The organism is Amycolatopsis methanolica 239, assembly GCF_000739085.1.
Classification (GTDB): domain Bacteria; phylum Actinomycetota; class Actinomycetes; order Mycobacteriales; family Pseudonocardiaceae; genus Amycolatopsis_E; species Amycolatopsis_E methanolica.
The window spans coordinates 6,599,990-6,626,546 of the sequence record NZ_CP009110.1 but is presented as its reverse complement, the minus strand read 5'-3'; the positions used below and the strand labels follow the sequence as shown (position 1 = coordinate 6,626,546).

General features: G+C 71.6%; 29 protein-coding genes and 1 riboswitch. Of the genes, 18 read left to right on the top strand and 11 right to left on the bottom strand.

What is annotated here, in order from left to right:
- Positions 1-12: 12 nt before the first annotated feature.
- Entirely contained in the window at positions 13-1,575 is a 1,563-nt protein-coding gene (locus AMETH_RS32410; protein WP_017985347.1) for a benzoate-CoA ligase family protein, read from the top strand.
- A complete protein-coding gene (locus tag AMETH_RS32405; protein ID WP_017985346.1) occupies positions 1,572-2,429 on the top strand; it encodes an amidohydrolase family protein in 858 nt (285 codons plus the stop codon). The genes AMETH_RS32410 and AMETH_RS32405 overlap by 4 nt, the downstream gene beginning before the upstream one ends.
- Here AMETH_RS32405 and AMETH_RS32400 read toward each other — a convergent pair.
- On the bottom strand, positions 2,426-2,809 hold the full coding sequence (locus tag AMETH_RS32400; RefSeq protein ID WP_017985345.1) for a VOC family protein: 384 nt from the start codon (positions 2,807-2,809) through the stop codon (positions 2,426-2,428). The two genes, AMETH_RS32405 and AMETH_RS32400, sit on opposite strands and share 4 nt — an antisense overlap.
- Positions 2,810-2,873: 64 nt before the next feature.
- Positions 2,874-3,326, bottom strand: coding sequence for a MarR family winged helix-turn-helix transcriptional regulator (locus tag AMETH_RS32395; RefSeq protein ID WP_017985344.1), 453 nt, complete (start codon positions 3,324-3,326; stop codon positions 2,874-2,876).
- 94 nt (positions 3,327-3,420) lie between these two features.
- Here AMETH_RS32395 and AMETH_RS32390 point away from each other — a divergent pair, with 94 nt between their 5' ends.
- Genes AMETH_RS32390 through AMETH_RS32380 form a run of 3 tightly spaced genes read left to right on the top strand, consistent with a single transcriptional unit; the run spans position 3,421 to position 5,425 of the window.
- Entirely contained in the window at positions 3,421-4,374 is a 954-nt protein-coding gene (locus AMETH_RS32390; protein ID WP_017985343.1) for a ring-cleaving dioxygenase, read from the top strand.
- Complete coding sequence (locus tag AMETH_RS32385) at positions 4,371-4,973, top strand: alpha/beta hydrolase (protein ID WP_017985342.1); 603 nt, start codon at positions 4,371-4,373, stop codon at positions 4,971-4,973. The genes AMETH_RS32390 and AMETH_RS32385 overlap by 4 nt, the downstream gene beginning before the upstream one ends.
- Positions 4,974-5,023: 50 nt before the next feature.
- On the top strand, positions 5,024-5,425 hold the full coding sequence (locus AMETH_RS32380; RefSeq protein ID WP_017985341.1) for a DUF4259 domain-containing protein: 402 nt from the start codon (positions 5,024-5,026) through the stop codon (positions 5,423-5,425).
- A gap of 186 nt (positions 5,426-5,611) precedes the next feature.
- On the opposite strand, the gene AMETH_RS32375 is transcribed toward AMETH_RS32380, so the two are convergent.
- The 3 genes from AMETH_RS32375 to AMETH_RS32365 form a co-directional block, all read right to left on the bottom strand.
- The gene (locus AMETH_RS32375; protein ID WP_223842993.1) at positions 5,612-6,211 is read right to left on the bottom strand and encodes an SDR family oxidoreductase; all 600 of its coding nucleotides are present in this window, start codon (positions 6,209-6,211) and stop codon (positions 5,612-5,614) included.
- 103 nt (positions 6,212-6,314) lie between these two features.
- Complete coding sequence (locus AMETH_RS32370; RefSeq protein WP_017985339.1) at positions 6,315-7,466, bottom strand: NADH:flavin oxidoreductase; 1,152 nt, start codon at positions 7,464-7,466, stop codon at positions 6,315-6,317.
- Entirely contained in the window at positions 7,463-8,035 is a 573-nt protein-coding gene (locus AMETH_RS32365; RefSeq protein WP_017985338.1) for a TetR/AcrR family transcriptional regulator, read from the bottom strand. The genes AMETH_RS32370 and AMETH_RS32365 overlap by 4 nt, the downstream gene beginning before the upstream one ends.
- A gap of 62 nt (positions 8,036-8,097) precedes the next feature.
- Here AMETH_RS32365 and AMETH_RS32360 point away from each other — a divergent pair, with 62 nt between their 5' ends.
- The 8 genes from AMETH_RS32360 to AMETH_RS32325 all read left to right on the top strand — a co-directional run bounded on the left by AMETH_RS32360 (position 8,098) and on the right by AMETH_RS32325 (position 16,510).
- Positions 8,098-8,913 carry a class I SAM-dependent methyltransferase gene (locus AMETH_RS32360; protein ID WP_017985337.1) on the top strand — a complete coding sequence of 272 codons (816 nt, stop codon included), beginning with the start codon at positions 8,098-8,100 and terminating at the stop codon, positions 8,911-8,913.
- Positions 8,914-8,955: 42 nt separating this feature from the next.
- Complete coding sequence (locus AMETH_RS32355; protein WP_017985336.1) at positions 8,956-9,300, top strand: LapA family protein; 345 nt, start codon at positions 8,956-8,958, stop codon at positions 9,298-9,300.
- Between the two features lie 33 nt (positions 9,301-9,333).
- Positions 9,334-10,110 carry an Abi-alpha family protein gene (locus tag AMETH_RS32350; RefSeq protein WP_017985335.1) on the top strand — a complete coding sequence of 259 codons (777 nt, stop codon included), beginning with the start codon at positions 9,334-9,336 and terminating at the stop codon, positions 10,108-10,110.
- Positions 10,111-10,319: 209 nt separating this feature from the next.
- Entirely contained in the window at positions 10,320-10,820 is a 501-nt protein-coding gene (gene ectA, locus AMETH_RS32345) for a diaminobutyrate acetyltransferase (RefSeq protein ID WP_038532561.1), read from the top strand.
- Positions 10,821-10,888: 68 nt separating this feature from the next.
- Positions 10,889-12,142 (top strand): diaminobutyrate--2-oxoglutarate transaminase, encoded by a 1,254-nt coding sequence (ectB, locus tag AMETH_RS32340; protein ID WP_017985333.1) that lies wholly within the window; start codon positions 10,889-10,891, stop codon positions 12,140-12,142.
- 24 nt (positions 12,143-12,166) lie between these two features.
- Positions 12,167-12,580, top strand: a complete 414-nt coding sequence (locus AMETH_RS32335; protein WP_017985332.1) for an ectoine synthase — start codon at positions 12,167-12,169, stop codon at positions 12,578-12,580.
- Positions 12,581-12,646: 66 nt separating this feature from the next.
- On the top strand, positions 12,647-13,540 hold the full coding sequence (gene thpD, locus AMETH_RS32330) for an ectoine hydroxylase (RefSeq protein ID WP_017985331.1): 894 nt from the start codon (positions 12,647-12,649) through the stop codon (positions 13,538-13,540).
- 246 nt (positions 13,541-13,786) lie between these two features.
- Entirely contained in the window at positions 13,787-16,510 is a 2,724-nt protein-coding gene (locus tag AMETH_RS32325; protein WP_017985330.1) for an AfsR/SARP family transcriptional regulator, read from the top strand.
- A gap of 502 nt (positions 16,511-17,012) precedes the next feature.
- Here the strand turns inward: AMETH_RS32325 and AMETH_RS32320 are convergent.
- The 3 genes from AMETH_RS32320 to AMETH_RS32310 are packed head-to-tail and all read right to left on the bottom strand — an operon-like array spanning position 17,013 to position 19,208.
- On the bottom strand, positions 17,013-17,894 hold the full coding sequence (locus AMETH_RS32320) for a hypothetical protein (RefSeq protein WP_038533652.1): 882 nt from the start codon (positions 17,892-17,894) through the stop codon (positions 17,013-17,015).
- Complete coding sequence (locus AMETH_RS32315; protein WP_026153568.1) at positions 17,894-18,373, bottom strand: DUF6932 family protein; 480 nt, start codon at positions 18,371-18,373, stop codon at positions 17,894-17,896. Before AMETH_RS32315 ends, AMETH_RS32320 begins: the two co-directional genes overlap by 1 nt.
- A 31-nt stretch (positions 18,374-18,404) precedes the next feature.
- Complete coding sequence (locus AMETH_RS32310; RefSeq protein ID WP_167345531.1) at positions 18,405-19,208, bottom strand: SGNH/GDSL hydrolase family protein; 804 nt, start codon at positions 19,206-19,208, stop codon at positions 18,405-18,407.
- 221 nt (positions 19,209-19,429) lie between these two features.
- Here AMETH_RS32310 and AMETH_RS32305 point away from each other — a divergent pair, with 221 nt between their 5' ends.
- Positions 19,430-20,083 carry a DUF3159 domain-containing protein gene (locus tag AMETH_RS32305; protein WP_017985326.1) on the top strand — a complete coding sequence of 218 codons (654 nt, stop codon included), beginning with the start codon at positions 19,430-19,432 and terminating at the stop codon, positions 20,081-20,083.
- 106 nt (positions 20,084-20,189) lie between these two features.
- On the opposite strand, the gene AMETH_RS32300 is transcribed toward AMETH_RS32305, so the two are convergent.
- The gene (locus tag AMETH_RS32300; protein ID WP_017985325.1) at positions 20,190-21,104 is read right to left on the bottom strand and encodes an N-acetylglucosamine kinase; all 915 of its coding nucleotides are present in this window, start codon (positions 21,102-21,104) and stop codon (positions 20,190-20,192) included.
- The gene (locus AMETH_RS32295; protein ID WP_017985324.1) at positions 21,101-22,108 is read right to left on the bottom strand and encodes an SIS domain-containing protein; all 1,008 of its coding nucleotides are present in this window, start codon (positions 22,106-22,108) and stop codon (positions 21,101-21,103) included. Before AMETH_RS32295 ends, AMETH_RS32300 begins: the two co-directional genes overlap by 4 nt.
- A gap of 127 nt (positions 22,109-22,235) precedes the next feature.
- On the opposite strand from AMETH_RS32295, the gene AMETH_RS32290 reads away from it, so the two are divergent.
- Together AMETH_RS32290 and AMETH_RS32285 are read left to right on the top strand one after the other, a co-directional pair.
- The gene (locus AMETH_RS32290; RefSeq protein ID WP_017985323.1) at positions 22,236-22,964 is read left to right on the top strand and encodes a GntR family transcriptional regulator; all 729 of its coding nucleotides are present in this window, start codon (positions 22,236-22,238) and stop codon (positions 22,962-22,964) included.
- A 167-nt stretch (positions 22,965-23,131) separates the two neighbouring features.
- Positions 23,132-24,031 (top strand): hypothetical protein, encoded by a 900-nt coding sequence (locus tag AMETH_RS32285; RefSeq protein ID WP_017985322.1) that lies wholly within the window; start codon positions 23,132-23,134, stop codon positions 24,029-24,031.
- A 425-nt stretch (positions 24,032-24,456) separates the two neighbouring features.
- Here the strand turns inward: AMETH_RS32285 and thiE are convergent, their stop codons facing one another.
- Positions 24,457-25,113: a thiamine phosphate synthase gene (gene thiE, locus AMETH_RS32280; protein WP_017985321.1), complete on the bottom strand. Its 657-nt coding sequence runs from the start codon at positions 25,111-25,113 to the stop codon at positions 24,457-24,459.
- Between the two features lie 31 nt (positions 25,114-25,144).
- A riboswitch (TPP riboswitch) is annotated at positions 25,145-25,253 on the top strand.
- Here thiE and thiO point away from each other — a divergent pair.
- Positions 25,248-26,354: a glycine oxidase ThiO gene (gene thiO, locus AMETH_RS32275; RefSeq protein WP_017985320.1), complete on the top strand. Its 1,107-nt coding sequence runs from the start codon at positions 25,248-25,250 to the stop codon at positions 26,352-26,354. Its footprint overlaps the riboswitch before it by 6 nt.
- Entirely contained in the window at positions 26,354-26,554 is a 201-nt protein-coding gene (thiS, locus tag AMETH_RS32270; RefSeq protein ID WP_017985319.1) for a sulfur carrier protein ThiS, read from the top strand. The genes thiO and thiS overlap by 1 nt, the downstream gene beginning before the upstream one ends.
- Positions 26,555-26,557: the final 3 nt, after the last annotated feature.

The window sequence follows — 26,557 nt, the reverse complement described above, 5'->3', positions numbered from 1 at the left end:
AGGGCGGGCGCGATGGTCGATTTCAACGCCGCGGACTACCTGGTCGACCGGCACGTCCGGGACGGGAACGGCGCCCGCACCGCGGTCGTCACGGTGTCGCGCACGCTGTCCTATGCCGAGCTTTCCGAAGCGGTGCACCGTGTCGCGGGCGGGCTGGCGGACATCGGGGTGCGGCCAGAGGAACGGGTCATGCTGTGCATGGTCGACGGCGTCGAGATGCTCACCGGCATCCTCGGCGCGATGTGTGCCGGCGCGGTTCCGGTGCCGGTGTCGACCATGGTGACCGGGCCCGAGCTGGGACGGGTGCTCGCCGACTCGCGTGCCAGGGTGCTGTGCGTGTCCGGGGAGTTCACCGCCGCCGCGAAGGAGGCGGTCGAGCTGGCGCCGGAGGTCACTGACGTCGTGCTGGATCGCGCGCACGCCGCGCAGTTCTCCCGGGTGTCCACACACGACTGGACCCGTCTGTCCACAGCGGACGCACGGGAAACGTATGACACGTGGGCGGATTCGCCCGCGCTGTGGCTGTACACGTCCGGCACGACCGGTCAGCCCAAGGGCGCGATGCACCGGCACGCGAGCATCCGGGCGGTGTGCGAGACCTACGGCAGGCAGGTGCTCGGGATCGGCCCCGACGACAAGTGCTTCTCCGTCGCCAAGCTGTTCTTCGCCTACGGCATCGGCAATTCCGCGTTTTTCCCGTTGTCGGCCGGCGCGAGCGCGGTGTTCGAGCCGGGCCGTCCGACGCCGCAGCTGGTCGCCGACCGGGTGCGCGCCGAGCGGCCGACGTTGTTCTTCGGGGTGCCGACCTTTTACTCCGCCCTGCTGGCCGCCGACCTGCCACCGGACACGTTCTCGTCGGTGCGGCAGGCGGTGTCCGCGGGCGAGCCGCTGCCCGCGGTGATCTACGAGAGGTTCCGCGACCGGTTCGGGGTGGAGATCCTGGACGGCATCGGGTCCACCGAGGCGCTGCACATCTTCCTGTCCAACCGGCCGGGCGAGGTGGTCCCGGGCACGACGGGTGTCGCGGTGCCCGGCTACGACGTGGAGATCCGCGACCCGCTCGGCACGCTGATCGAAACCACCGGGCAGCCCGGCGAGCTTTACGTGCGCGGCCCGTCCACCGCGTTCGGCTACTGGAGCCGGTACGAGACGTCGAAGCAGGTGTTCCAGGGCGAGTGGCTGCGGACCGGGGACAGCTACGTGCGCAACCCGGACGGCACCTACACGTGCCTTGGTAGGTTCAACGACATGTTGAAGGCGGGCGGGATCTGGGTGTCGCCGGCGGAGGTGGAGCAGCGGTTGCTGCAGCACCCGGACGTCGCCGAGGTCGCGGTGGTGGCGGCTCCGGACTCGGACGGCATCGAGAAGCCGGTGGCCTGCGTCGTGCCGGCCGCCGGGCGGACCGTCGACCCGGAGGCGCTGATCGACTTCTGCCGCGAGGGGCTCGCCACGTTCAAACGGCCGCGTGCGGTGGTGGCTGTCGACGAGCTGCCGAAGACCGCGACGGGTAAGATCCGCCGGAACGTGATCCGCGAGCTGGTCCGGGATTCGCTGCGGCCGGGGGCGCTCACGTGATCGACGGCTACACCGTGGTCGACGCGCACGTCCACGCGCCGCGGCTGAGCACGTTGAAACCGGCCTGGCTGGAGTGGGCGGAGCGGTTCTCGGGCCCGCACGACTGGCGGTCCGCGTACGACGCGGAGGGGAACGTCGTGCCCGCGCGGCTGGATGCGTTGTTCGAGGCCGAGGGCGTCGACCGCGCGTTGTTGTTCTGCGAATACAGCCCGCGCGCCACCGGGATCCAGCCGATCGAGGACAACCTGCCGCTGGTGGCGGAGAACCCGACGCGGTTCCGGCTGGTGGCCAACGTGAACCCGTACCTGCACCACCCGGTGGCGGCCGAGGTGGAGCGGCAGCTGGACCTCGGCGCGGTGGCGTTGAAGATCCACCCCGTGCACGGCGCGTTCTCGCCGGGGGACAAGGAGTTGTACGCCGCGTACCACGTGTGCGCCGAGCGCGGGGTGCCGGTGATCATCCACTCGGGCACGAGCAGCTTCCCCGGCGCCCGCGCGAGCTTCGGCAACCCGGAGCTGATGGCCGACGTCGTGGAGGACTTCCCGTCGGTGCAGTTCGTGTTCGCCCACGGCGGCCGCGGCTGGTGGTACGACGTGGCCGCGTTCCTGGCGCTGGCGCGCGACAACGTGTGGCTGGACCTGTCCGGCCTGCCGCCGCGGAAGCTGCCGGAGTACTACGCGCGGTTCGACTTCACGCGGCTGGCCGGGCGGTTCGTGTTCGGCACCGACTGGCCCGGCGTCCCGGGCGCCGCGCGGAACGTCCGGGCGCTGCTGGAGCTGGGCCTGCCGGACGCCGTCGTGCGGGACGTGCTGTCCGGCAACGCCGCGAAGCTGTACCCCGGCCTTGGGATCTAACGCACCACCTCGTGCAGGCAGAGCCAGTTGCCTTCGGAGTCGGCGAACCAGGCCGCCTTCTCCTTGCCGAGCGTGGCGATGTGCCCCTCGGTGCGGAGGTCGCCGGAGTCGTAGTCGGCGAAGCGCACCCCGCGTTCCTCCAGGTCGTGCACCTCCGCGGAGATGTCGTCGACCTCGAAGCTGAGGACCGTGTTCTCGCTCGGCTTGGCGGCCGGCAGCGGGCGCAGACCGATCACGTGCCCCGAGCCGGCCTCGAAGTAGCAGGTGCCGTCCGGTCCCGTTTCGGTCTGGCGCAGGCCGAGCTGGTCACCGTAGAAGTGCCTGGCGCGATCGGCATCCTGCGCGGCAAGCATGTGCGTGATGGTGGACGTCGTCAGCATTGGTCCGCCTCCTTCGCGAGAGCACTAATCGTGCGCCGCGAATCCGCTGGAGGCAACGGGGGGTTCAGCTGGTGCCGTTCACTTCACGCAGCGTTCGCATGGCGTCGGCGAGCGCCTGCGAAGCCTCCGGCCCCAAGGGCTCCAGCACACGGCGCCGCAGGATCTCGGCGCACGCCTGGCGCGCCTTTTCCGCCACCTCGCGGCCGTGCTCGGTCAGGCACGCAAACGTCACGCGCCGGTCGTCCGGGCTCGGCTGGCGTGTGATCAGGCCGGCCGCGACCAGCCGGTCCGCCACCTTGGTGAACCCGCCGCTGGACAGCGCCGCCTCGGTGGCCAGGCGCGTCATCGGCATCCGGTGGCCGGGCGTGCGCACCAGCCGCAGCAGGATGTCGAACGGCGCCGGCGCCAGGCCGAACCGCTCGGCGATCTCGCCCATGAGTCGATCCTGCGTGGCGAGGTACCCCTCGATCACGAGGCCCCACCAGGTCACGATCTCGTCATCGCCGGGAGTGGTCATCCCATGACTATACCGGTCGAAACTCTTCCCGGAATATATCTTGCTGGCGAGAGGTTCTGCGGGTTAGGTTGAAGCCCCGGCAAAGGAGCAGACGATGTCCATCAAGACGAGCGGCTTGCACCACGTGACCGCGATCGGCGGCGACCCTCAGCGCAACGCCGACTTCTACCTGCGCACGCTCGGCCTGCGCCTGGTGAAGACGACGGTCAACTTCGACGATCCCGGGACTTACCACCTGTACTACGGCGACCAGTCCGGCAAGCCGGGCACGCTGATGACCTTCTTCCCGTGGCGCGACGCGCCGAGCGGGCGCCTCGGCACCGGCCAGGCCACCACGACCGCGTTCTCCGTGCCCGCCGATTCGATCGGCTGGTGGAAGGACCACCTCGCCGAGGCCGGCGTCACCACCGGGCGCATCGCCAACCGGGAGGGTGAGGACGTCCTGACCTTCCGCGACCCGGACGGCCTCCAGCTCGCGCTCGTCGCGCACCCCCAGGGCGACCCGCGCGGCCCGTGGGACAACGGGCACGTCCCGGCCGATCACGCGATCCGCGGCCTGCACTCGGTGACCCTCTCGGTCGCCAAGGAGGACGCGACCGCCGAGATGTTCGGCGACCTGGGCCTGACCTTCAGCAGCCAGGACAGCAACCGCCTGCGGTTCACCGCCGGTGAGGGCGGGCCGGGCGCGATGGTCGACGTCCTCGTCACGCCGGACGCCCCGCGCGGGCTCGTTGCCGCGGGCACCGTGCACCACGTCGCCTGGCGCGCGCCGGACGAGGAAAGCCAGGCCGCGTGGCGCGAGGAGCTCGTCGACCGTGGTGTGAACGTCACCTCGATCCTGGACCGGCAGTACTTCCGCTCGATCTACTTCCGCGAGCCGGGCGGCACGCTGCTGGAGATCGCGACCGACCAGCCCGGGTTCGCCGTCGACGAGCCGCTGCTGGAACTCGGCCGCGCGCTGAAGCTGCCGCCGTGGCTGGAGCCGGACCGCGAGCAGATCGAGCGCGCCCTGCCGAAGCTGGACATCCCGGGCGAGAACAACCGATGACGCTCGAGCACAAGTTCATCGAGGGCCCGCCGGACGCGCCGGTGCTGTTGCTCTTGCACGGCACCGGCGGCGGGACGGACGACCTGGTGGGTCTCGCGCGGGAGCTGAACCCGTCCGCCGCATTGCTGGCCCCGGCCGGACCGGTGTCCGAGCACGGCGCCGCACGGTGGTTCCGGCGGCTGGCGGAGGGCGTCTTCGACTACGACGACGTCCGCGCCCGCGCCGACCAGCTGGCGTCGTTCGTGCTCGACGCCCAGCGGGAGTACGGCCTGGACGGACGGCGGCTGGTCGCGGTCGGGTTTTCCAACGGCGCCAACATCGGCGGCGCGCTGGCCCTGCTGCGCCCGGACGTCGTGCGGGAGGCGGCGTTGTTCGCGTCGATGCTCCCGGTGCCGGACCCGCCCCGGCATGACTTGGGCGCCACGCGGGTGTTCCTGTCCAATGGGGAACGCGATCCGATGGCGCCGCTACCTTCGAACGAACAGTTCATCCAGTTGTTGCGGGAGCGGTCGGCTTCGGTGACGGTGCACCGCCACCACGGTGGGCACCAGATCACGCTGGACGCCCTCCAGGCCGCGAAGGCCTGGTTGGCTGCTTAGTCTTGTCGGTGCCTCCTGACAAGATCACGGCAACTTCGAGGAGGCACCAAATGGGAACGTGGGGAATCGGGCACTTCGACAACGACGAGGCCGCCGACTCCGCGAACGAACTGGACGACCTGCCCGCGGGTGAGCGTGGGGCGCTGATCCGTACGACGCTGGAGGCGGCCGCGGGCAACTCCGGGTACCTGGAGGCGCCGGAGGGCATGCTCGCCGTGGCGGTGGCCGCGCTCGTGGCGTCCCAGGTCCCGGGCGGCGATCCGGTGGACGAAAGTTACGGGCCGGAGGAGCCGATCCCGGTGCTGCCCACGGAGCTGAGAGCGCTGGCGGTGCGCGCGATCGACCGTGCGCTCGCGGAGAAGTCCGAACTGGACGAGCTCTGGGAGGAGCCGGACCGCCCGTCGTGGCTGGCGGAGCTCGACCGGCTGCGGGAGGTGCCGGCGACAGCCTGACGCCCCCGACGTGAGCTGAACCGGGCGGCGGCTGCCGTGGCGGCGGTCGGCTGCCGCTGCGGGCGCGCCGGTTCGCGGTGCCAGGGCGCGAGCTGATCCCGAGCAGCGGATGCGCCGGCCGAGCCCGGGCACCGGAAATCCGCGCCGCGGCACGGTGCCTATCCTGCCGGTACCAGGAGTCCCAGGTCAGAACTCCGTCGGCCGCAGCAGTGCGTCCGACCCACCGTCGATCATCAGCTGTGCTCCGTGGATGTAACCGGCGTCCGGGCCGAGCAGGTAGCGGATCAGCGAGGCGATTTCCTCTGGCCGCCCCCGGCGCGGGATCGGCGCTTGGTAGTTCCGGACCGCGTCCCCGAGCCGGGATGCCAGGCCGGCCTGCAGCAGCGGCGTGTCCACGGCCCCGGGCGCCACCGTGTTGAGCCGCACGCCCGCCGCGCCCCACTGCGAAACCCGTTGCCGCACCGCGACAGTCAGCGCGTTCTCCGACCACGAGTACGCCAGGTGCCCGAGCGCGGCCGCCTCCTCGCCGCGCGCGATCGGGTTGTCCGCCCGCTTCACCATCGTCGAGGCCGACGACGACACCGCCACCGCCGCCCCGCGCAGCGCCGGGAACAACCCGTCCAGCACCTCGACCGCGCCCCGGTAGTTGACCTCGACGATCTGCATCGGATCCCGGACGTGCGGCCCGAGCCCGGCGCACACCACCAGCCCGTGAAGCCTCGGCGCCAGCCCGAGCACCGCGTCCACCGCGGCCGCCGGCCGTCCGGAGTGGACAGATCCGCGCACACCTCCGCGTCCCGCAGGTCGACGCCGACCACTTCGTGCCCGTCCGCCCGCAAGGCCGTCACCACGGCCGTCCCGATCCCCGAGGCGGATCCGGTCACGGCGATCACGTCAGCACACATCGCGTCCCCCGGTAGATCGTCGGCATGCAGCGGTTGCAGTGCACGCACAGCGAACGCGCCCCGGACCGCAACCGCAGCGGCAGGTCCGGCTCACGCAGCAACGCCCGCGCCATCGCCACGAACTGGAACCCCTCGGCCATCGCCCGCTCCATCGTCTCCAGCCGCGTGATCCCGCCGAGCAGGATCAACGGCAGCTCCAGCGCCGCGCGGAACTGGCGCGCCCGGTCCAGCAGGTAGGCCTCCTGGAACGGGTAGCTCTTCAGGAACGCCCCGCCCACCGCCTGGATGCCGGAACGCACGGGCTGCGGGAACGCGGCCGCGAACTCCCGCACCGGCGCGTCCCCGGTGAACAGGTACATCGGGTTCAGCAGCGAACTGCCCGCGGTCAGCTCCAGCGCGTCGACGGTCCCGTCCGCCTCCAGCCACCGCGCGACCTGCACGCTCTCATCCAGCCAGAACCCGCCCGGCACACCGTCGTCCATGTTCAGCTTCGCCGTCACCGCGATGCGCGACCCGACCTCGTCCCGCACCGCCCGCGCGACCTCCAGCGCCAGCCGCGCCCGGTTGGCCAGCGACCCGCCGTAGGAGTCGCGGCGCCGGTTCAGCCGCGGGCTGAGGAACGAGCTCACCAGGTAGTTGTGTCCGAAGTGGATCTCCACCGCGTCGAACCCGGCTTCGACCGCGAACCGGGCGGCCGACGCGTGCGCACGCACGACGCGGGCCAGATCGTCCACAGTGGCCGCTCGCGTCATCCGCATCCCCAGCGGGTTGGGGAACCGGCCGGGCGCCAGCGCCGGCAGCCGGTTCGACGCCGCGTTCGCGACCGGCTCCGCATGCCCGATCTGCGCGCTCACCGCCGCACCCTCGGCGTGCACGGCGTCGGTGAGCCGCCCCAGCCCGGGCAGCGCCTCCTCCCGCATCCAGATCTGGTGCCGGTCGGTGCGCCCCTCCGGCGACACCGCGCAGTAGGCCACCGTTGTCATCCCCACCCCGCCGCGCGCCTGCCGCCGGTGGAACTCGATCAGCCGGTCGGTGACCAGGGCGTCCGGGGTCGCGCCCTCGAACGTGGCCGCCTTGATGATCCGGTTGCGCAGCTCGACCGGCCCGAGCCGCGCCGGCGTGAAGACGTCGGTCATGACCCCGCCAATCCCGCCGCGACGAACGCCCGCAGCGTCTCCACCGGCACCTCGCCGGGCATCCCGTCGGCGAAGAACTGCAGCATCAAGCCGAACGCGAGCAGCCACCGCTGCGCCGCCTCCGCCTTCGCCAGCTCCGGCCGCGCGTCCCGGAGTAGCTCGATCCACGGCCCGAGCCCGAACCACCGCGACGCCCACGCCGGCTCCCGCCTGCCCAGCACGAACCGCGCCAGCAGCCGCAGCCGGAGCGCCCCGACCGGGTCCGCGGCCAGCTCGCCCAGCGGGGTGACGACCAGGTCCACCAGCTCGGGCACTGTCGGCGTCCAGCCGTCGCGCCGCCGCTGCGTGACCTCGTCCAGCCTGCGCTGCCAGACCGGCGCGAGCCGGGCCTCCAGCAGCGCGGCGATGAGCGCGTCCTTCGACCCGAAGTGGTAGTGCACCGCGGCCGGGTTCATGCCGGCCGCGCTGTTGATCGCCCGCACGGACACCGCGTCGTAGCCGGATTCGAGCAGCAGCCGTTCGGCGACGGTCAGCAGTCGCTCGCGGGTGGAGGCGTCGGTGCTCGGCACCCGGCAAGGGAGGCACGGATCCATCACCGAATCAATCACTGATTGAACGGCACAATGAGGGCATGGCCGACGCGTTGCGCAGGTGGTCCGAGCAGCTGGCGGACTGGGCGATCCCCGAGCACATCCTGGCCGCGGCGCCCGAGTCGCCGTGGGTGGTGCCGAAGCAGGTGTTCGCTCGCCGCGCCGACCGCCAGCTGGCGGCGCCCGCGACACCGACCCATCGGGCCGTGCTGGACGCGTTGCCGGGCACCGTGCTGGACGTCGGCGCGGGTGCCGGGGCCGCGAGCCTGCCGTGCGCGCGGTCGATCGCGCGGGTCACCGCCGTCGACACCAGCGCCGGGCTGCTCGCGGAGTTCCGGCGGCGGGCCGAGGCGCTGTCCCTGCCGCACCACACCGTCGAGGGGCGGTGGCCGGACGTCGACGTCGAGCCCGCCGACGTGGTGGTCTGCGCGCACGTCCTCTACAATGCGCCCGACCTCGCGCCGTTCGCCGACGCGCTGACCGCCCACGCGCGCCGGAAGGTCGTCGTCGAACTGGCCGAGGCCCACCCGCTGACCACCCTCAACCCGTTGTGGCGGCACTTCCACGGCATCGAGCGCCCGGAGGGGCCGACGGCCGACGACGCCGTCGCGGCGCTGCGGGAACTCGGCTTGCAGCCCGTGGTCGTGCGCTGGCACAAGCCGGCCAAGCCGGAGTACGCCCGCTTCGACGAGCTGGTCGACGTCACCCGGCGGCGGCTCTGCCTGCCCGCGGACCGGGCCGGCGAGGTCGCCGAGGCGCTGCGTGGTCTCGGTGTCGACGAGCGGACGCCGCCTGACCTGGGCTCCTCGGGTCGCGATGTGGTCACGCTCAGCTGGGCAGTTAGCCGATCCGAGTGATTTGGACCTGCGCGGATCCACCCACCCGCGCACAATCGGCCTATGACTCACGCGCAGGGGGACGAGCCGGCCACCGGCACCCCACCCCAGCCGCCCGTGACGGAACCCGCGCCCGCGAAGCCGGTCAAGATCAAACGGACCCGGGTCAGCGGGACCTGGGTCGCGATCATCGTCGCCCTGATCGTCCTGGTCTTCCTGCTGATCTTCATCCTGCAGAACCTGGACTCGACGACGGTGGCCTTCCTCGGGATGGAGGGCAGCATGCCGCTGGCCGTGGCCATGCTGTTCTCCGCGATCGCCGGCGCCGTCCTGGTCGCCCTGGTCGGCGGCGCGCGCATCTTCCAGTTGCGCAAGGCGACCCGGAAGGCGAACAAGGCACTCCGCTGACCCGGCCGTAACATCATCCTGGGAAACGGGGTGATGTGGTTGACCAGCGAGAACCTGCCGAGTTCGCCGGAGGGCGGCGACGAGAACCTGCTGCGCCGGGCCGGCCGGTTCGCCGGGTGGGCCGCACGCACCGGGTTCACGATCGGCAAACGGCTGCCGCTGCCAGGCCTCGAACTGGCCGGTGCGGGGCTGCGGCAGGTCGAGCGGCAGGTCCTGACCGGGCTGCGCCGCCGTCTCGACGAGGTCGACGACCCGTACGTGGTCGCGCTGAGCGCGGCCGGTGCCGAACACGCTCCGAACGGCACTGGCGAGCTGGTTCCCGCGCGCGAGCCGCTGCGCGCCGCGATGAAGGAGCTGCTGGACCGGTCCGTCGGCTTCGGCCGCGAGCAGGCCCGCGAGTACCTCTACGCCACCGTGCTGCGCCAGCTGACGCCCGACGAGGCCCGCATCATCGCCACGCTCGCCACCGGCACGGCCTTCCCCGTGATCGACGTCACTGAGCGCGGGTTCGGCGGTGGCCGCACGATCTTGCGCAACGCCTCCACCGTCGGCAAGGCGGCCGGCGTGACGCTGGCCGACGAGGTGCCCGGCTACCTGGCGCGGCTGGCCGGGTTCGGCCTGGTCGAGCTGGACGACGAGTCCGCCGAGCTGGAGTCGCAGTACGAGATCCTGGCGACCGAGGACCTGGTCCGGGCGGCCGCGAAATCCGCGCGCCGGGCCCGGCTGGTGCGCCGGACCGTGCGCCTGTCGCGCTTCGGGATCCGGTTCTGGGCGGCGTGCGATCCCGGCGAGTGGACTCGCGTCCTGTGAGCGCTGCCACTACTGTGTAACGCGCAGCGGCGGACGGGCGCTCTACGTGATAAGGCCCTAGCCAGGTAGGGGGCCATAGCACACTGGGCTTCGCAGTACCAGCTTTCTGTTGTCATTCTCACGTGTGTTTCGTCGTTGTTGCAGGTAGCCAGGCTCTGCGCACGGCGATGCGCTGAACGACCGAAACAACTCTGTTAGGTTGTTTTGACATGTCCGGAAAGCACTTGATCGAAAATCCGACCAAGGCCGACGGGACTGCGCTTTGGCGAATCGCACGCGATTCGCAGAAGCTCGATCTCAACTCGCCTTATGCATATCTGTTGTGGTGCCGCGATTTCGCCGACACCTCGGTGGTGGCGCGGGTGGACGGTGACGCGGTCGGATTCGTGATCGCTTATCGCCGTCCTTCGGCGCCGGACACCGCGCTCGTCTGGCAGGTCGCCGTCGACGCGTCGCAACGTGGGCAGGGGCTGGCCGGAGCCCTGCTCGACAACCTGTTCACGCGGTTGGTGGCCGACGGGGTGCGACACCTCGAGACCACCATCACGCCCGACAACAAAGCGTCCATCCGCCTGTTCACCTCCTTCGCGGAACGGTGGGGTGCGGAGCTGGAGCGCGCTGAGCTGTTCGGCTCGGCCGACTTTCCGGACGACGGCACGCGGCACGAGCCGGAAGACCTTTACCGAATCGGACCGCTGCTCCCGAGATAACGGCGGAAATGGGCGAGGACGCCCGTGCGATTAGCTGTCGACAAGCACCAGTGAGGGGAAAACCCAACGTGAGCATCTTCGAAAAGCTCGAATCCGAAGTGCGCAGCTACAGCCGGGGATGGCCGGTCGTGTTCGACCGCGCGCAGGGCAGCCGCCTCTACGCCGAGGACGGCCGCCCGTACCTCGACTATTTCGCCGGCGCCGGCGCGCTGAACTACGGGCACAACAACCCCGTGCTCAAGAAGGCCCTGATCGAGTACATCGAGCGCGACGGCGTCACGCACGCGCTCGACATGTTCACCGTCGCCAAGCGCGACCTGCTCGAGACGCTCGACGAGAAGATCCTCAAGCCGCGCGAGCTGGACTACAAGGTCATCTTCCCCGGCCCCGGTGGCGCCAACGCCGTCGAAGCCGCGCTGAAGCTGGCCCGCAAGGTCACCGGCCGCGAGTCGGTCATCAACTTCACCAACGCCTTCCACGGCATGACCATCGGCGCGCTGTCGGTCACCGGTAACTCGATGAAGCGGCACGGCGCCGGCATCCCGCTGGTGCACGCCACGCCGATGCCCTACGACCAGTACTTCGACGGCGTCTACCCGGACTTCCTGTACTTCGAGCGGCTGCTCGACGACTCCGGCAGCGGGCTCAACGAGCCCGCCGCGGTGATCGTCGAGACCGTGCAGGGCGAGGGCGGCATCAACGCGGCAGGCATCGAGTGGCTGCGCGGCCTGGCCGACCTGTGCAAGCGGCACGGCATCCTGCTGATCGTCGACGACGTGCAGATGGGCTGCGGCCGCACCGGCCCGTTCTTCAGCTTCGAGGAAGCCGGCATCAAGCCGGACATGGTGTGCCTGTCCAAGTCGCTGTCCGGCTACGGCATACCGATGGCGCTGACCCTGATCCGCCCCGACCTCGACGTCTGGGAGCCGGGTGAGCACAACGGCACCTTCCGCGGCATCAGCCCGGCGTTCGTCACCGCCGCCGAGGCCATGCGCACCTACTGGAGCGACGACGAGCTGGAGAAGTCGGTCCGCGCCAAGGGCGAGCGCATCGGCGCCGCGCTGCAGGGCCTCGTCGACGCCTACCCCGAAGCGGAGCTGACCGCGAAGGGCCGCGGCCTCGCCCGCGGTTTGGAGTTCCAGAACGGGGAACTCGCCGGTCGGGTCTGCGCTGCCGCGTTCGAACGCGGCCTGCTCATGGAGACCTCCGGGCCGGACAGCGAGGTGGTGAAGCTGCTGCCGCCGCTGACCCTCACGGACGCCGAGGTCGGCGAGGGGCTGGAGATCATCGACGCCTCCGTCAACGCCGTGCTCGGTAAGTAGAGAAGAACGAGAAGGGGATAAGTTTTGATCGTCCGGACCCTCGACGAGATCACCGACACCGACGCCGACATCAAGACGCCGAACTGGCGCTCGAAGCGGATCATCCTGGCCAAGGAGAAGGTCGGCTTCTCGGTGCACGAGACCACGCTGTACGCGGGGACCGTCAACGACTTCTGGTACGCCAACCACATCGAGGCGGTCTTCGTCTACGAGGGCGAAGGCGAGATCACCAACAAGGCGACCGGCGAGACGTTCCAGCTCAAGCCGGGTTCCCTGTACCTCCTCAACGACCACGACAAGCACCAGGTCCGCCCGAAGACCGACATGAAGACCGTGTGCGTCTTCAACCCGCCGGTCACCGGCCGGGAGGTGCACGACGAGAACGGCGTGTACCCGCTTGTCGTCGAGGAGGACGAGGCGAACGAGAAGTCCGCCTGAGCCACCACGGAGCGAGGCCCCTACCGAAAGGCAACGCATAAAAGGAGGCGAACCGATTTGACGATCATGGAAACCGGTGTCGAGGACAGTTACCCGACCAGGGTTCCTGCCCCGGCCGAGCCCTTCGATCGCGTCGACCCGACCGTCTGGGGCAGTGAGGCCGACGGCCCGATCGATGCGGCGACACTCGCTTCGCACGACGCGAAGGGGTACCACATCGTCGAGGGCCTGCTCTCGCCCGCCGAAGTGCAGGGCTACTGGCAGGAGCTCGTCCGGCTCTCCAGCGATGAGCAGCTGAAGGCCGACGAGCGGGTCATCACCGAGAAGAAGACCGGCAGTGTCCGGTCCATCTTCGAGGTGCACAAGATCAGCGAGCTGATCGCGGAACTCGTGCGCGACCCCCGTGTCCTCGACCGCGCCCGGCAGATCCTCGGCTCCGAGGTGTACATCCACCAGAGCCGCGTGAACTACATGCCGGGTTTCAAGGGCACCGGGTTCTACTGGCACTCCGACTTCGAGACCTGGCACGCCGAGGACGGCATGCCGCGGCCGCGGGCGGTGAGCTGCTCGATCGCGCTGACCGACAACTACCCCTTCAACGGCGGCCTGATGGTCATGCCGGGCTCGCAGCGGACGTTCGTCCCGTGCGTCGGCGAGACCCCGGACGACTACTACAAGTCGTCGCTGAAGGAGCAGGAGATCGGCGTTCCCAGCGAGAACGACATCACCAAGCTCGCCGCGGAGTACGGGATCGACCAGTTCACCGGGCCCGCGGGTTCGGCGCTGTGGTTCGACTCCAACATCATGCACGGGTCCGGCAACAACATCACGCCGTACCCGCGCTCGAACATCTTCCTGGTGTTCAACAGCGTCGAGAACGCGCTCGTCGAGCCGTTCGCGGCGGCGAAGCCGCGGCCGACCTTCATCGGCAGCCGGGACTTCACGCCTGTGACGCGATAGACACCGGAAGAAGTGCGGGTCGGGTGTAGCCGGTTCATCGCACCCTGTTACAGTGCCGCCACTGCGAACGGCGGCAGCATGGGTCTTCCTTGCTCGGGGTGAATCCCGTGTGACGCCGGTAGCGATGGCGAGGCGCACCCGGCCCCGTCACTTGTTTCACCGAGTGCGGCCCCGCACCATCAGATCGGGACTGATGGTGCGGGGCCGTACTCGTTTTCCTCCGGCGCGGCGCTCGGGGAGGGGCCTGTGCTCAAGGGTTTGCGCATCCGGTTGCTCGGCCCGGTGCAGCTGTGCGCCGGTGACCGGCCGGTGCCGATCGGCGGTCCGGGTGTGCGCGGGCTGCTCGCGCTGCTGGCGCTCCAGCCGAACCGGATCGTCGCGCTCGACGACCTGATAGACGCGCTGTGGAACCACGACCCGCCGCCGACGGCGCGAACCATCGTGCACGGCAACGTCTCGCAGCTGCGGCGCGTGCTGCGGTCGGCCGGCACGCCGGAGGCCCGGATCGACACGGCCGCGCCCGGATACCGGCTGGCCGTCGACCCGCTGCTGGTCGACGTCCACCGCGCCCGGGCGTTGTTCGAGCGCGCCGAGGCCGCGCCGCTGGTCGAACGCGCCTCGTTGCTGCGCGAGGCGTGGGCGCTGTGGCAGGGGCCGGAGCTGGGCGGGGTGCCGGAGTCGGTGCGCGCGCCCGAACTGGCGGACCTGCGGATCGCGGTGCACGGCGCCCGGGTCGACGCCGACCTCGCGCTCGGACGGCACGAAGAGCTGATCGCCGAGCTGACCACGATCGTCCGGGCGGAGCCGCGGCGCGAGCGGACCGTCGGGCAGCTGATGCGGGCGCTCTACCACTCGGGGCGCCGGGCCGACGCGCTCGAGGTGTACCGGGAGGCGGCGCGGGCGGCGTCGGAGGAGCTCGGCCTCGACCTCGGGCCCGACCTGCGGGCGTTGCACGCGCACGTGTTGAACGACGACTTGGCGCCGGTTGTGTCGGCGATCGACGTGAGCCGGGTGGTGCCGCGGCAGCTGCCGCCCGCAGTGCCGCTGGCCGGGCGGTCGGCGGACCTGGCCTGGCTGGACGAGGTGGCGCCGGTCGGCGTGATCACCGGGCCGCCCGGGATCGGCAAGAGCGCGCTGGTCGTGTCGTGGGCGCACGGCGCGGTGCCGAGGTTCCCGGACGGGGTCCTGTACGCCGCGTTGCGCGGGTTCGAGGCGCCGGTGCCGGTGACGGAGGTGCTGGCGCAGTTCCTGCTCGGGCTTGGCGTGCCCGCGGACGAGGTGCCGGAGCCGGAGGGAGAGCGGCTCGCGTTGTACCGGTCGCTGACCGGTGGCCGGCGGATGCTGGTGGTGCTCGACGACGCGCGGTCGGCCGATCAGGTGCGGCCGTTGCTGCCTCCAGGGCCGGGTTCGGCCGCGGTGGTGACGTCGCGGGCGCGGCTGGACGGGCTGACCGTTTCGCACGGAGCGCGGGTGCGGTCACTGGAGCCGCTGGCGCGGCGGGACTCGGTGCGGCTCATCGCCGACGTCGCCAGCGGGGCGTTCGGGGAGTACCACTCGCAGGTGGCGGGGTTGTGCGGGGATCTGCCGCTGGCGCTGCGGATCGCGGGCGCGCGGCTGGCGGCCGGTCCGGCGTGGACGGTGCCGGACTTCGTGGCCGAGCTGGCGAGCGAGCGGACGCGGCTGGCCGCGCTGGACGTGGACGACGCCGGGGTGCGGGCGGCGCTGGACGTGTCGGTGCGCGGGCTGCCCGCCGAGGCCGGAGCGATGTTCCGGGCGCTCGGGGCCTTTCCCGGGCCCGCGGTCGGTCCGTTCGTGGCGGCGGCATTGTGCGGGGTGCCGGTTGCCGAGGCGCGGCGCCGGTTGCGGGTGCTGGCGGCCCACCACCTGCTGACCGAGAGCGCGCCGGAGGTGTTCACGCGGCACGACCTGGTGCGGTTGTACGCGCGCGAACTGGCTCGTTCGTCGAGTCTGCGGCCGGCCGTGCGGTACTACCAGGCGGCGGCTGACCTGGCGCGCCGTCGGTTGCTGCGGATCGTGGACCCGCTCGACTTTTCTTCCGTCGAGGTGCCGGTGCCCGTGCTGTCCGGCTTCGACGACGCGCTGGCGTGGTTCGTGGTTGAGTGGCCGAACCTCTTGGCCGTGCTGGAGGTCGCGGCGGCCGCTGGTCTGCACGACGAGGTGTGGCGGTTGGCGCGGGTGGCGCACACGTACCGGGTGGTGCGCCCGCGGTGGGACGAGTGGCAGCGGCTCGTTGCGCTGGGGCTGGCGGCGGCCGAGGCGTGCGGGGACGCAGAGGCGCGGTTCTGGATGCTGATCTCGCGCTGCGCGATGTTCCTGACGTTCGACCTGGGGGCCGACTCGCTGGCGGACGCGTCCGCGGCGCTGGCGATCGCGGCGGACGAGAGGAGCCGCACCTGCGCGATGATCCACCTGGGGTGCGCGTTGAACAGCTGTGGTCGTCACGACGACGCGGTGGAGTGCCTGACGAAGGCGGCCTCGGCGGCGGGCACGGACGAGCTGCGGGGCCAGGCGCTGGCGAACTGCGCGGAGGCGGAGAAGGCGCGGGGCCGGTACGCGGAGGCAATCGCGCACCAGCTGTCCTCGCTGGAGATCGACCGCCGCCTCGGTGACGACAGCTATGTGGTGGTGTCGCTCAACAACCTGGCCGAGTCGTACCTTGGCCTCGGCGACGACGGGGCGGCGTGGAAGCACGCGTCCGCCGCGGTCGAGTTGGCGTCGCTGCGGGGTTTCCTGCTGCAGGAGGCGGTCGGCCGGCTGACGCTGGGACGGCTCTCCCGCCGAGACGGCGACCTCGCGGGCGCGCGGCTGCAGGTCGAGTTGGCGGCGGAGCTGCACTCGCGGGTCAGCCCGCGTCCGCCGGCGGAGGTTCTCGCGGAGATGGCGCAGCTGGGGCTACCGGTGGACGCTGAGCAGCGTGCGCGGGTGACGAGGGTTGACGCTTTCGAGTAGAAGGTGCCCCCGCACTTAGCGAATTCTTAGCGATGGATCTTGCGGAGGGCGTATGGTCCGGCTTGGCCGTCTGGCGCAGTGGGGGGAGCGTCAGACGGCCGCTTCGCGTTTACGCTGTTTGGCCGTGGGGGTTGCTCCACTGGACGGCTGGAAGCGGTGAACGATCCGTTCATCGCCGCACGGTGGCCCCCGATGGAGAGCTGAGCGCGGCGGGACCGGGCCAGCCGCGCCGGGCGGTGGCCGAACCGCGCCGCGTCAGCCGCGCCGCGCCGGGGCCACGCCAGCGGAGCCGCGCCGCACCGTGCTGCGCCGTGCCGCACCGCAGCGTGCCGCCCAGTGCCGCAGCGAGCCGCGTCGTGCTAGGCCGGGCCGCACCGCATTAAGGCCGTGCCGGACGGAACCGTGCCGAGCCGCGCCCAGCGAGCCGCGCCTGACCGTGCCGAGCCGCGCCGCAGTAAGCGGCGCCGGCCCCAGCTGCGCCGAGCCGGCAGCACCGACCAACTCACTGGTCGAACAGATTCACTTCCGGCGTGATCTCCAGCAGCTCGTGCACCGGGCGGCCGCGACGGCCGTCGATCGTCGTCGTGCGGACCACCCGTAGCCGGGCCGTCACCGGGCGGTCCAGGTTCTCCTTGATCTGGTCCAGCAGGTCCGGCGCCACCGCACCCTGGATCGTCCCGCCGGACTCGCGCTCCAGGTAGAAGATCCGGCGCCGCGTGCGGACGCCGTCGAGCCGGCCGGTCACCGTCTCGTAGCCGACCTCCTCCCGGGACTCCCGCAGGCTGTTGTGCAGCACCTTCGCCTGGTCGGTCGTCATGCTGCGGGTCACGTCCTCGCCGGCCGTCGGCGTCAGCTGCAGCCCGATGCCGGTGTTCTTGACGACCGCGCTGACGATGTCGCTCACCGCGTTGCGCACCGTGTCCCGTTGCAGCAGCACCGCGTCCAGCGCGCCGTCGTCGGAGCCGTTCGCGGGCAGGAAGTCGCACAGCTCCTTGACCGCGCGCTCGGACAGCGTCTCGATCCCGTCGTGGATCAACGCGTCGTCCGGCGCAGGCTCGGGAAAGCCGAAGAAGATCGTGTTGCCCGCCTGCCCGCGCTGGATCAGCGGAGCCTTGTCGCGGTCGGTCTGCTGGACGTAGGTGATCTCGCCCTGCGGGTTGCGGATGATGTGCCCGACCTTCGCCGTCGCGTCCTGCAGCGCCCGGCTGATGTCGGAGAACGTGTAGGCGTCCAGGTTCGTCGACCCGAGCACCGACACGCGCAGCAACGGCGAGCGGGACGTGCGCTCGAACTTCGCGTGCGCGGCCATCGCCGACGCGCGCGCCAGGTCGTCCAGCCACGTGCCGCCCGGGATCTCGTCGGCGATCCGGCGGAAGTCCATCATCACCACACCACCTCGGGGAACCCGCGGCGCCCTTCGTACGACCAGGTGTTGGCCCACGTCTCCTCGTCACCGGGGAAACACAGGAACCCGTCGAGCAGACCGCCGACGGGTTGTACCTGATCGAGGTACATCGCGGGCTGCCCGACGATGACCCCGCGCAGGGTCAGCAGCCCGTACAGCGCGTCCCGCACCCGGCCCGTCATGCGCTTGAGGCTGCCCCAGTCGTCCGGGATCAGCACGACGTCGAGCCCGCTGGGCACGTCCGGGGTGCGTGTGATGAACTGCCCGCCGATCCAGGCGCGGCCGCTCGGGATGATCCGTGCGACCGCGCCGAGATAGCTGTTCAGAGCGCTGAACAGGATCTCGCGGGCGTTCTGGTGCGGCGCGTCGAAGACGAGACGTTCGTAGATGTCGGCCACGTCCGCCTGAAGCCGCCCAGTCGGCAGAACCCCCTCCGGGGTCCAATGGGGCAGCGGCATGCCCGAAAAGCTACCAACAGCTGTGTGACGCTCAGCTCGCCGGGGCGCGGTCGTCCGACACCGGCGGGCGCGCCGTGAACGGCGCCAGCTGCGGCCGCTTCGGCGACAGCCCGTCGCCCATCGACTCGCCACGCAGCTGCCGCCGGATCCACGGCAGCAGGTGCGTCTTCGTCCACGCCAGGTCCGACCGGCGGTTGGTGATCCAGTCCGCCCGCGCGTCGACGACCGGCCACGGCTCCCGCCAGTCCTCCGACGTCGGCACTCCCAGCACTTCGGCCGCGCGCAACGCGATCCGCCGGTGGCCCTCGGCCGTGAAGTGCAGCCTGTCGTCGCTCCAGGCGCGCGGGTCGTGCAGCGGGTCCATCGCCCACAGGTCGACGATCTTGGCGCCGTGCCGGACCGCGCTGGTCCACAGGTGCGCGTTGTAGATGCCGATCTTGCCGCGCAGCACGCTCATCAACGGCAGGTGCTTGGTGTCCGGCCCGTTGAACACGAGCACGTCGATGCCCGCCGCGCGCAGCTTGCCGATCACCTCGTCGAGCTGCGCCGCGATCTCGTCCACGTCGGAGCCGGGCACGATCACGTCGTTGCCGCCCGCGCACAGGGTCACCAGATCGGGTTTGAGCTCGAGGGCGACGGGAACCTGCTCTTCGATGATCTCGGCGAGCATCTTCCCGCGCAGCGCCAGGTTGGCGTACTGGAAACCGGGCTGGCCCTCGGCAAGGATCTCGGCGAGCCGGTCCGCCCAGCCGCGGAAGGTCCCGTCCGGGTTGAAGTCGTTGAGACCTTCGGTGAAGCTGTCACCCAGTGCGACATAGCTGTCGTACTCACGCACGCTGCCGTCCCCTTTCGCCAGCACCTGTTGATCGCCCCTCGAACAACTCTGCAGGATGCACCCGTAATCCCGACCTACGCCACCGTCGGTTCAGCGCGAGGTCACAGTCTCGTACGTTGTCGGCCTCCTGAGCTTCTCCATTACCGCCGTTCGCCCGGATCGTGTGGCGAAGATCTCGATGGTAGCTGCCCGCACCGACAGGTTTGAGGCACGCTGTAGGAGTGACCGGACAAGCCACGCCGCAGAGGGAGTCGCTGGGCAGCATCCTGGGTGGTCGCAAGGGTGCGATCGACGCGAGCCTGCCGCCGCTGGCGTTCGTGGTCGGCTGGCTGGCCGCGGGTTCGTCGATCGCGTGGGGCTCGGCCGCGGCGATCGCCACCGCCGTGGTGGTCGGCGTGCTCCGCCTGACCCGCGGCGACAAGGCGCGGGCGGTGGTGGTCAGCCTCGCCGCGGTGATCGTGGCCGCTTTGATCGCGCTGCACACCGGTCGCGCGCAGGACTTCTTCCTGATTCAGGTGCTGTCCAACGTGGCCAGTGCGTTGCTGTGGGCGACCAGTGTGGTCGTCCGGTGGCCGCTCCTGGGTGTCGTGGTCGGGCTGCTGCTCGGTCAGAAGACCCGCTGGCGCAAGGATCCCGACCTGCTACGCGCCTACTCGCGGGCGAGTCTGGTGTGGTCGCTGCAGTACGTGCTGCGCGTCGTCGTCTATCTGCCGCTGTGGTGGGCGGGCGAGCTGGTCGCGCTGGGTGTCGCGCGCACGGCCATGACCTGGCCGCTGCAGGCGCTGACGATCGCGGTGAGCGGCTGGGTGCTGTACCGGACGCTGCCGAAGGAGCACCCGGGGCTGCGCGTCGTGCCGGGTTCCGGGCGCGAGTAAAAGCCCCCGGCGAGGGGGAGGTCCGGGGGCCGCCCAAACCGTACGCCCAGGCGGCGGACCCGGCCCTCGTGCTCGGCGCACGAAAAACGCCCGGATCTTTGGTCGGTCAGCCCGGACGGCGCGCCGCGGCTTCGCCGAACGCCTCGACGGCGGCCAGCCAGGCCGCGCCGAGCACACCGTCCGAACTGGTGCGGACCTCGAGCCCGGCCAGCTTCGCCCGCACCCGCTCGCCGACCCGGGTGCCGTCGCCGAGGACGCTGCCGACCAGCACGACCGGGGTGTCCTCGCCCGGCTCGCGGGTCGCCAGCGCGGTCGCGACCAGCAGGTCGGCGGCGCGCTCCACGATGTCCGCCGCGGCCGGGTCGTCGACCGCGACCAACGGCGCGAACCGGGCGAGTCGGACCGGCGGCTCGGCGTTCGCGACGGTGATCAGCCGCCGCCACGCGTACTTCCGGTCGGTCGCGTCGACCCCGGCCTCGGCCAGCACCGCGGTGGCCAGCGGGCCGAGGTCGCCGTCGCGGCCCAGCGCGGCCAGCGTGGCGCGCACGGCCTCCCGGCCGAGCCAGAACCCGGAGCCCTCGTCGCCGAGCAGCCAGCCGTAGCCGCCCTCGGTGGCGACCATGCGGCGCTTGCGGATCCGGCCCGCGATCGAGCCGGTGCCCGCGATCAGCACGGTCCCGTCGGGCGCGTCGGTGGCGGCGGCGAACGCGACTTCGGCGTCGGTCAGCACCACCACGCGGTCGAGTCCCAGGTCGCTCCAGGTTCGCTCGAACAGGGCCGCGACCGCGGGGTCGGTCAGCTTCGCGGTGCCGGCCATGCCGATGACGCAAGCGCTTGCCCGGCCGGGGACCCCGGTGGCCGCGCGGATCGCCGCCGCCAGGTTGGCGGCCGCCTCCGCGGGCGGGTGCGAGTTCGGGTTGGCGCCGCCCGCGCGCCCGGCGCCGAGCACCGTGCCGTCCGCGGCCACCGCCAGCGCACGCGTGGACGTGCCACCCGCGTCGACCCCGAGGACGAACTTCATCGCGTCCTGGTCACCTTGTTCAGCCCGCGCGGGCGGTCCGGGTCGAAGCCGCGGGCCAGCGCCAGCCCGAGCGCGATCCGCTGCACCGGCAGCACCTCCAGCACTGGCGCGAGTTCTTCGGCCACGGACGGTACCGGGATGCGAAGCGCGGCGGGCGCCTCGCCCGCCGACGACCCGAGCGCCAGCACGTCGGCGCCGCGCTCGGTGACCGCGGCCAGCACGTCGCGCAGGGCGGCCCCGCCCCGTCCGGCGCCGGTGATCGCCAGCACCGCGGTCTCTTCGTCGACGGCCGCGACCGGTCCGTGCAGCAGGTCCGCGCCGCTGTATGCGCGGGCGGCGAGGTAGCTGGTCTCGGCGAGCTTGAGCGCGGACTCCAGCGCGGTGGCGTAGGAGTAGCCGCGGCCGGTGGTGATGATCCGGTCGACGAAGCGGTACCGGTCCACGGCGCGCTGCACGTCGACCTCCAGCGCCTGCCGCGCCAGCGGTTCGATCTCGGCCGCGGCCGACGAGTCGCCGCCCCGGACGGCGTCGATGAGCAGGTACAACGCGAGCAGCGTCGCGGAGTACGTCTTGGTGGCGGCCACCGCGGTCTCCCTGCCGGCGCCGATGTCGACGGCCAGCTCGGCGGCGCCGCCCAGCGGCGAGGCCGGGGTGTTCGTGACCGCGACGGTCAGCGCGCCCTGCTTGCGGGCGATCTGGGTGAACTCGAGCAGGTCGGGCGAGCCGCCGCTCTGGCTGACCGACACCAGCAGCACGTCCCGCAGGTCGGGACGCGCGCCGTAGAGGGTCACCGTGGAGGGCGAGACAAGTCCGGCGGGCAGCCCGAGCAGGACCTCGATGAGGTACTTCGCGTACAGCGCCGCGTGGTCGCTGGAGCCGCGCGCGGCCAGGAGGGCGAACCGCGGCGGGCGCCGGGAGATGGCGGCGGCGACGTCGGCGATCTCCCTGCGGCGGGCCACCAGACCGCCCAGAACGGCGGGCTGTTCGGCGATTTCCGCGGCCATGTGCTGTCCGGGGTTGCTCATGCTGAATCCCTTCGGAGGTCTAGACCAATGCTACCCCGGGTGCGTTCCCATCCGGAAAGGGTAGTTTCATCCTGCGCCGGAGGCGCGGTTCGAGGAGGAGTCGGTCATGTTGGAGTCAGCCACGCGCGGTCAGCGCGAACCGAAGTACTGGGCGTTGAAGCAGCATCTGCTCGACCTGCTGGAGACGATGCCGCCGGGTTCGCCGATTCCCACCGAACGCTCGCTGGCCACCGAGTTCGCGGTCTCCCGCACCACGGTGCGGCAGGCCCTGGCGGACCTGACCGCCGAGGGCAGGCTGCACCGGGTGCAGGGCAAGGGCACGTTCGCCGCCGAGCCGAAGCTCGCGCAGCGGCTGCAGCTGTCGTCCTACACGGAGGACATGCGGGCGAAGGGGCGCGAGCCGTCGTCGAAGCTGCTGGAGGTCGAGGAGCTGACGGCCGAGCCCGAGCTGGCGAAGCTGCTCGGCATCCGCAACGGCGCGAAGGTGCTGCGGATGCGCCGCCTCCGGCTGGCCGACGGCGAGCCGATGGCGCTGGAGACCACGCACCTGCCGCTCGGACGGTTCCGCGGCCTGCGCAAACACGTGTCGGCCGGCGGTTCCCTGTACGCGGTGTTGCGGGAGCACTACGGCGTGGAGATGGACAGCGCGGAGGAGACGATCGAGACCGCGCTGGCCGGGCCGCAGGAGGCGGACCTGCTGGGCGCCGACGTCGGCACCCCGATGCTCCTGCTGTCGCGGCATTCGTTCGCCGCGGACGGCAAACCGGTCGAATTCGTGCGGTCCATCTACCGCGGCGACCGGTACAAGTTCGTGACCACGCTGCGGCGCCCGTAACTCCCCAAGATCCCTTGCGTTGTCAAAGGATTGTTAAGCCCGTCGTGTCCATTGTGGACGTTGAGGGTGGCCTGCGTCACCATCCGGCAACGCTGGGAGCATCTCAATCGACAAACACGTTGGACACGATGGGGTTAACACGAGAGGGAGAGCGACACACCGCGATCATGACCGAGGAGAAGGAAGAGAGCGCCGAGAAGAAGTCCGGGCTGTCTCCGGCGCAGGTGGTGGCGTCGGCGCTGGCCGCGGTGACGGCTGCTTTCCTGGGCTCCACGCTGGGGGTGGCGGGCACGGTCATCGGCGCCGGTGTCGCGAGCATCGTGACGACCGTGGGTAGCGAGATCTACCTGCGGTCGCTGCGCAGCACGCGGGCGGCGGCGCGCAAGACGGCCGAGCTGCTGGCGGTGGCGGAGACCCGGCAGCAGACGAAGGTCGTGCCGCCCGCGGTCGCGCCGCGGTCGACGCACCCGCTGGTCAGGCACCAGCAGAACGGGGCGGCGCAGCGAAGACCGGCCACACAGCTGACCGAGATGCCGACGAGGGTCGTGCACCCGATCACGCCACCGCTGTCCGGCACGACGCGCCGGATGCCAGTCGCCGGGCAGGGCGGATCCGGGGGCGGCGAGAAGACCGTGTTCATCCCGAAGCCGGTGGACCAGCCGGTCGAGGAGGAGGCCGCCCCGCCCGCCGGTGCGAAGCCCTGGTGGAAGAGCCGGTGGACGCTCGCGGTCGCGACCAGTGTGGTGGCGTTCGTGGTCGGGATGCTGGCGATCACCGGCTTCGAGGCCGCGACCGGGAGCACCGTGTCCGGCGGCACCGGGACGACGCTGGGCCGGGTGGTCGGCGGTTCCGGTGGTGCCGAGCCGACGACCACGCAGGTCACGACGGTCACCGAGAGCTCGACGAGCGAGGAAGAGCGGGCGCCGGCGAGCACGAGCAGCACGCCGACGAGGTCGTCCAGCGCCGAGCAGACCGAGTCCCCCGTGACGACGACGCCGAGCACCAGCGTCCAGGAGACACCGTCCGCCGCATCCGAAACGGCGACGACCGCGCCGAGCAGCCCTTGATCCGAAGCTGACCACAGGCCCTTCGCGAGTTTTCGCGGAGGGCTTGTTTTTTGTCCGGCACCCGCTCCGATCTCGCCGGCGTGTCCCGGTCGCGCGTGCAGCGCACAACGGCTCGGCCTCGGTGATGGCCCGCACGACCACGATCGGTGACGCGCCCGCGCCCGGCGCCTCCGGCAGCTGGTCGCGGTGATGTCGGCCGCCGGGCAGCGGCTTCGGCGCGGGCTGTTGGTGGCTCTGCCGCGTCTGGGCCAGCGGGTCCGGCTCGGTCGAGCTGTGCTCGGGCGGTCGCGGCCGGGTCTTCGGCCTCGGTGATGGCTACCAGATCGGTGACGCGCCCGGCGCCTCGGGCAACCGGTCGCGTTGATGCCTGCCCGGCCTCGGCGCGACTGCTGGCGGCTCTACCGCGTCCGGCCCGAGAGCCCGCCTCAGCCCAGCTCTGCCCGCAGCGCTCGGGCAGCCGCGGCCGGGTCCTCGGCCTCGGTGATCGCCCGCACCACCACGATCCGCGACGCGCCCGCCGCCAGCACCTCCGGCAGCCGTTCCGCGTCGATGCCGCCGATGGCGAACCACGGGCGCGCGGTGCCGAGCGCCGCGGTCGAGCGCACCAGGTCCAGGCCCGGCGCCGGCCGGCCGGGCTTCGTCGGCGTCGGCCAGCAGGGGCCGGTGCAGAAGTAGTCCACACCTTCTTCCACAGCCGCGGCCTCGGCCTGTGGACGGTCGTGCGTCGAGCGGCCGATCACCGGCTCGTCGCCGATCACCCGCCGCGCCAGCGGCACCGGCAGGTCGTCCTGCCCCAGGTGCAGCACGTCGGCGTCGACGGCCGCCGCGATGTCCGCCCGGTCGTTCACAGCCAGCAGCGCCCCGTGCCGCGCGCACGCCTCCGCCAGGATCTCCAGCGCGGCCAGCTCCTGACGGGCCTCCAGCGGCGCCCCGTCCCGCTTGTCCCGCAGCTGGATGATGTCCACGCCACCGGCCAGCGCGGCGTCCGCGAACTCGGCCAGATCCGGCCGGTCCCCGGTGCACAGGTAGAGCCGCGCCGCGTCGAGGCGTTTCCTGATCTCGTCACCACTGAGCCCTGGCATGGCCTGAACCCTATCTCGCACGTTAGGGTGGAGGTGTCCGCACGGGAGCCCGAGCCACGGGCTGAGAGGGAGCTGTCAGCGCTCCGACCGTGGAACCTGATCCGGATCATGCCGGCGCAGGGAGCGTGATTCTCATGAGCAACCAGCACGTGGCCGTCGTCGGCGGCGGGGTCATCGGCCTGTCCGTGGCGTGGCGCGCCGCGGCGGCCGGGCACCGCGTCACCGTCGTCGATCCCGCGCCCGGCCGTGGCGCGTCCTGGGTCGCCGGTGGCATGCTGGCCCCGGTCACCGAGGCCTGGCCCGGCGAAGAGGAGTCCCTCGCGCTCGGCGAGGAGTCCCTGAGGCGCTGGCCGGCGTTCGCGCAAGCGCTTGCCGCGGACGGCGGCGACCCCGGGCTGTCCCGGGCAGGCACGGTTGTCGTGGCACTGGACCGGGCCGACGCCGACCAGCTGGACATCGTCGCCGGCTACCTGCGGTCGGTCGGCCGCGAGGTCGAACAGGTCACCGGCCGCAGGCTGCGCGCGCTCGAACCCGGGCTGGGCGCGGTGCGCGGCGGCCTGCTTGTGCCCGGCGACCTGGCGGTCGACAACCGCAAGCTGCTCCGCGCGCTCGAAGCCGCCGCGCTCCGGCACGGCGCGGAGTTCACCGGCGACGAGGCGACGGCTGTCGAACCCGGCCGCGTCCGCACGGCCCACCGCGAGGTCCCGTGCGACGTCGTGGTCATCGCCGCCGGCGCGCACAGCGCCCGGTTGCACCCGGTGCTCGCGCGAGGTGTCCGCCCGCTCAAGGGTGAGATCCTCCGCTTGCGCGCGCGGCGCACGAGCCTGCCGCCGCCCACGCGCACGGTGCGCGCCGTCGTCGAGGGGCGACCGGTGTACCTCGTGCCGCGCGAAGGCGGCGAGCTGGTCCTCGGCGCGACGCAGTACGAGGCCGGTTTCGACGACACTGTCAGCGCCCGCGGCGTGCGCGAGCTGCTCGAAGGCGCCGAGCGGATCTTCCCCAGCATCGACGAGTACGAGCTGGTCGAGACCGCCGCCGGGCTGCGCGCGGCCAGCACCGACACGCTCCCGTTCATCGGTGACCTCGGCGACGGCGTCCTCGCCGCGACCGGTCACCACCGCAACGGTCTGCTCATGGCGCCGGTCACCGCCGACGCCGTCGTGGCTTGGCTGGCTGGGGAGAAAACGCCCGAGGAGGCGCTCGCGGCGGACCCGGCCCGGCTCGGAACAGGAGGGGTCTGATGGAAGTGCAGGTCAACGGGCAGTGGCGGGAGGTCCCCGACGACGCGACGGTGACCGACGTGCTGAAGGCGGTCGACGCGCCGGAGCGCGGCGTCGCGGTCGCCATGAACGGCGAGGTCGTGCGGCGCGGCGAGTGGGCGGCCAGGGCCGTCCCCGCGGGCGCGCGGCTGGAGATCCTGACGGCGGTGCAAGGTGGGTGAGGT

Bases quoted from the DNA above. Each gene is read 5' to 3' on its own strand.
- AMETH_RS32360 (WP_017985337.1), top strand. From the start codon at position 8,098: ATGGCCGACGCGTTGCGCAGGTGGTCCGAGCAGCTGGCGGACTGGGCG.
- AMETH_RS32370 (WP_017985339.1), bottom strand. From the start codon at position 7,466: ATGACCGACGTCTTCACGCCGGCGCGGCTCGGGCCGGTCGAGCTGCGC.
- AMETH_RS32390 (WP_017985343.1), top strand. From the start codon at position 3,421: ATGTCCATCAAGACGAGCGGCTTGCACCACGTGACCGCGATCGGCGGC.
- thpD (WP_017985331.1), top strand. From the start codon at position 12,647: ATGGAAACCGGTGTCGAGGACAGTTACCCGACCAGGGTTCCTGCCCCG.
- AMETH_RS32355 (WP_017985336.1), top strand. From the start codon at position 8,956: ATGACTCACGCGCAGGGGGACGAGCCGGCCACCGGCACCCCACCCCAG.
- AMETH_RS32380 (WP_017985341.1), top strand. From the start codon at position 5,024: ATGGGAACGTGGGGAATCGGGCACTTCGACAACGACGAGGCCGCCGAC.
- AMETH_RS32350 (WP_017985335.1), top strand. From the start codon at position 9,334: ATGTGGTTGACCAGCGAGAACCTGCCGAGTTCGCCGGAGGGCGGCGAC.
- thiO (WP_017985320.1), top strand. From the start codon at position 25,248: ATGAGCAACCAGCACGTGGCCGTCGTCGGCGGCGGGGTCATCGGCCTG.
- AMETH_RS32290 (WP_017985323.1), top strand. From the start codon at position 22,236: ATGTTGGAGTCAGCCACGCGCGGTCAGCGCGAACCGAAGTACTGGGCG.
- AMETH_RS32300 (WP_017985325.1), bottom strand. From the start codon at position 21,104: ATGAAGTTCGTCCTCGGGGTCGACGCGGGTGGCACGTCCACGCGTGCG.
- AMETH_RS32410 (WP_017985347.1), top strand. From the start codon at position 13: ATGGTCGATTTCAACGCCGCGGACTACCTGGTCGACCGGCACGTCCGG.
- AMETH_RS32295 (WP_017985324.1), bottom strand. From the start codon at position 22,108: ATGGCCGCGGAAATCGCCGAACAGCCCGCCGTTCTGGGCGGTCTGGTG.
- AMETH_RS32315 (WP_026153568.1), bottom strand. From the start codon at position 18,373: ATGCCGCTGCCCCATTGGACCCCGGAGGGGGTTCTGCCGACTGGGCGG.
- AMETH_RS32400 (WP_017985345.1), bottom strand. From the start codon at position 2,809: ATGCTGACGACGTCCACCATCACGCACATGCTTGCCGCGCAGGATGCC.
- ectA (WP_038532561.1), top strand. From the start codon at position 10,320: ATGTCCGGAAAGCACTTGATCGAAAATCCGACCAAGGCCGACGGGACT.
- thiE (WP_017985321.1), bottom strand. From the start codon at position 25,113: ATGCCAGGGCTCAGTGGTGACGAGATCAGGAAACGCCTCGACGCGGCG.
- AMETH_RS32285 (WP_017985322.1), top strand. From the start codon at position 23,132: ATGACCGAGGAGAAGGAAGAGAGCGCCGAGAAGAAGTCCGGGCTGTCT.
- thiS (WP_017985319.1), top strand. From the start codon at position 26,354: ATGGAAGTGCAGGTCAACGGGCAGTGGCGGGAGGTCCCCGACGACGCG.
- AMETH_RS32320 (WP_038533652.1), bottom strand. From the start codon at position 17,894: ATGATGGACTTCCGCCGGATCGCCGACGAGATCCCGGGCGGCACGTGG.
- AMETH_RS32385 (WP_017985342.1), top strand. From the start codon at position 4,371: ATGACGCTCGAGCACAAGTTCATCGAGGGCCCGCCGGACGCGCCGGTG.
- AMETH_RS32395 (WP_017985344.1), bottom strand. From the start codon at position 3,326: ATGACCACTCCCGGCGATGACGAGATCGTGACCTGGTGGGGCCTCGTG.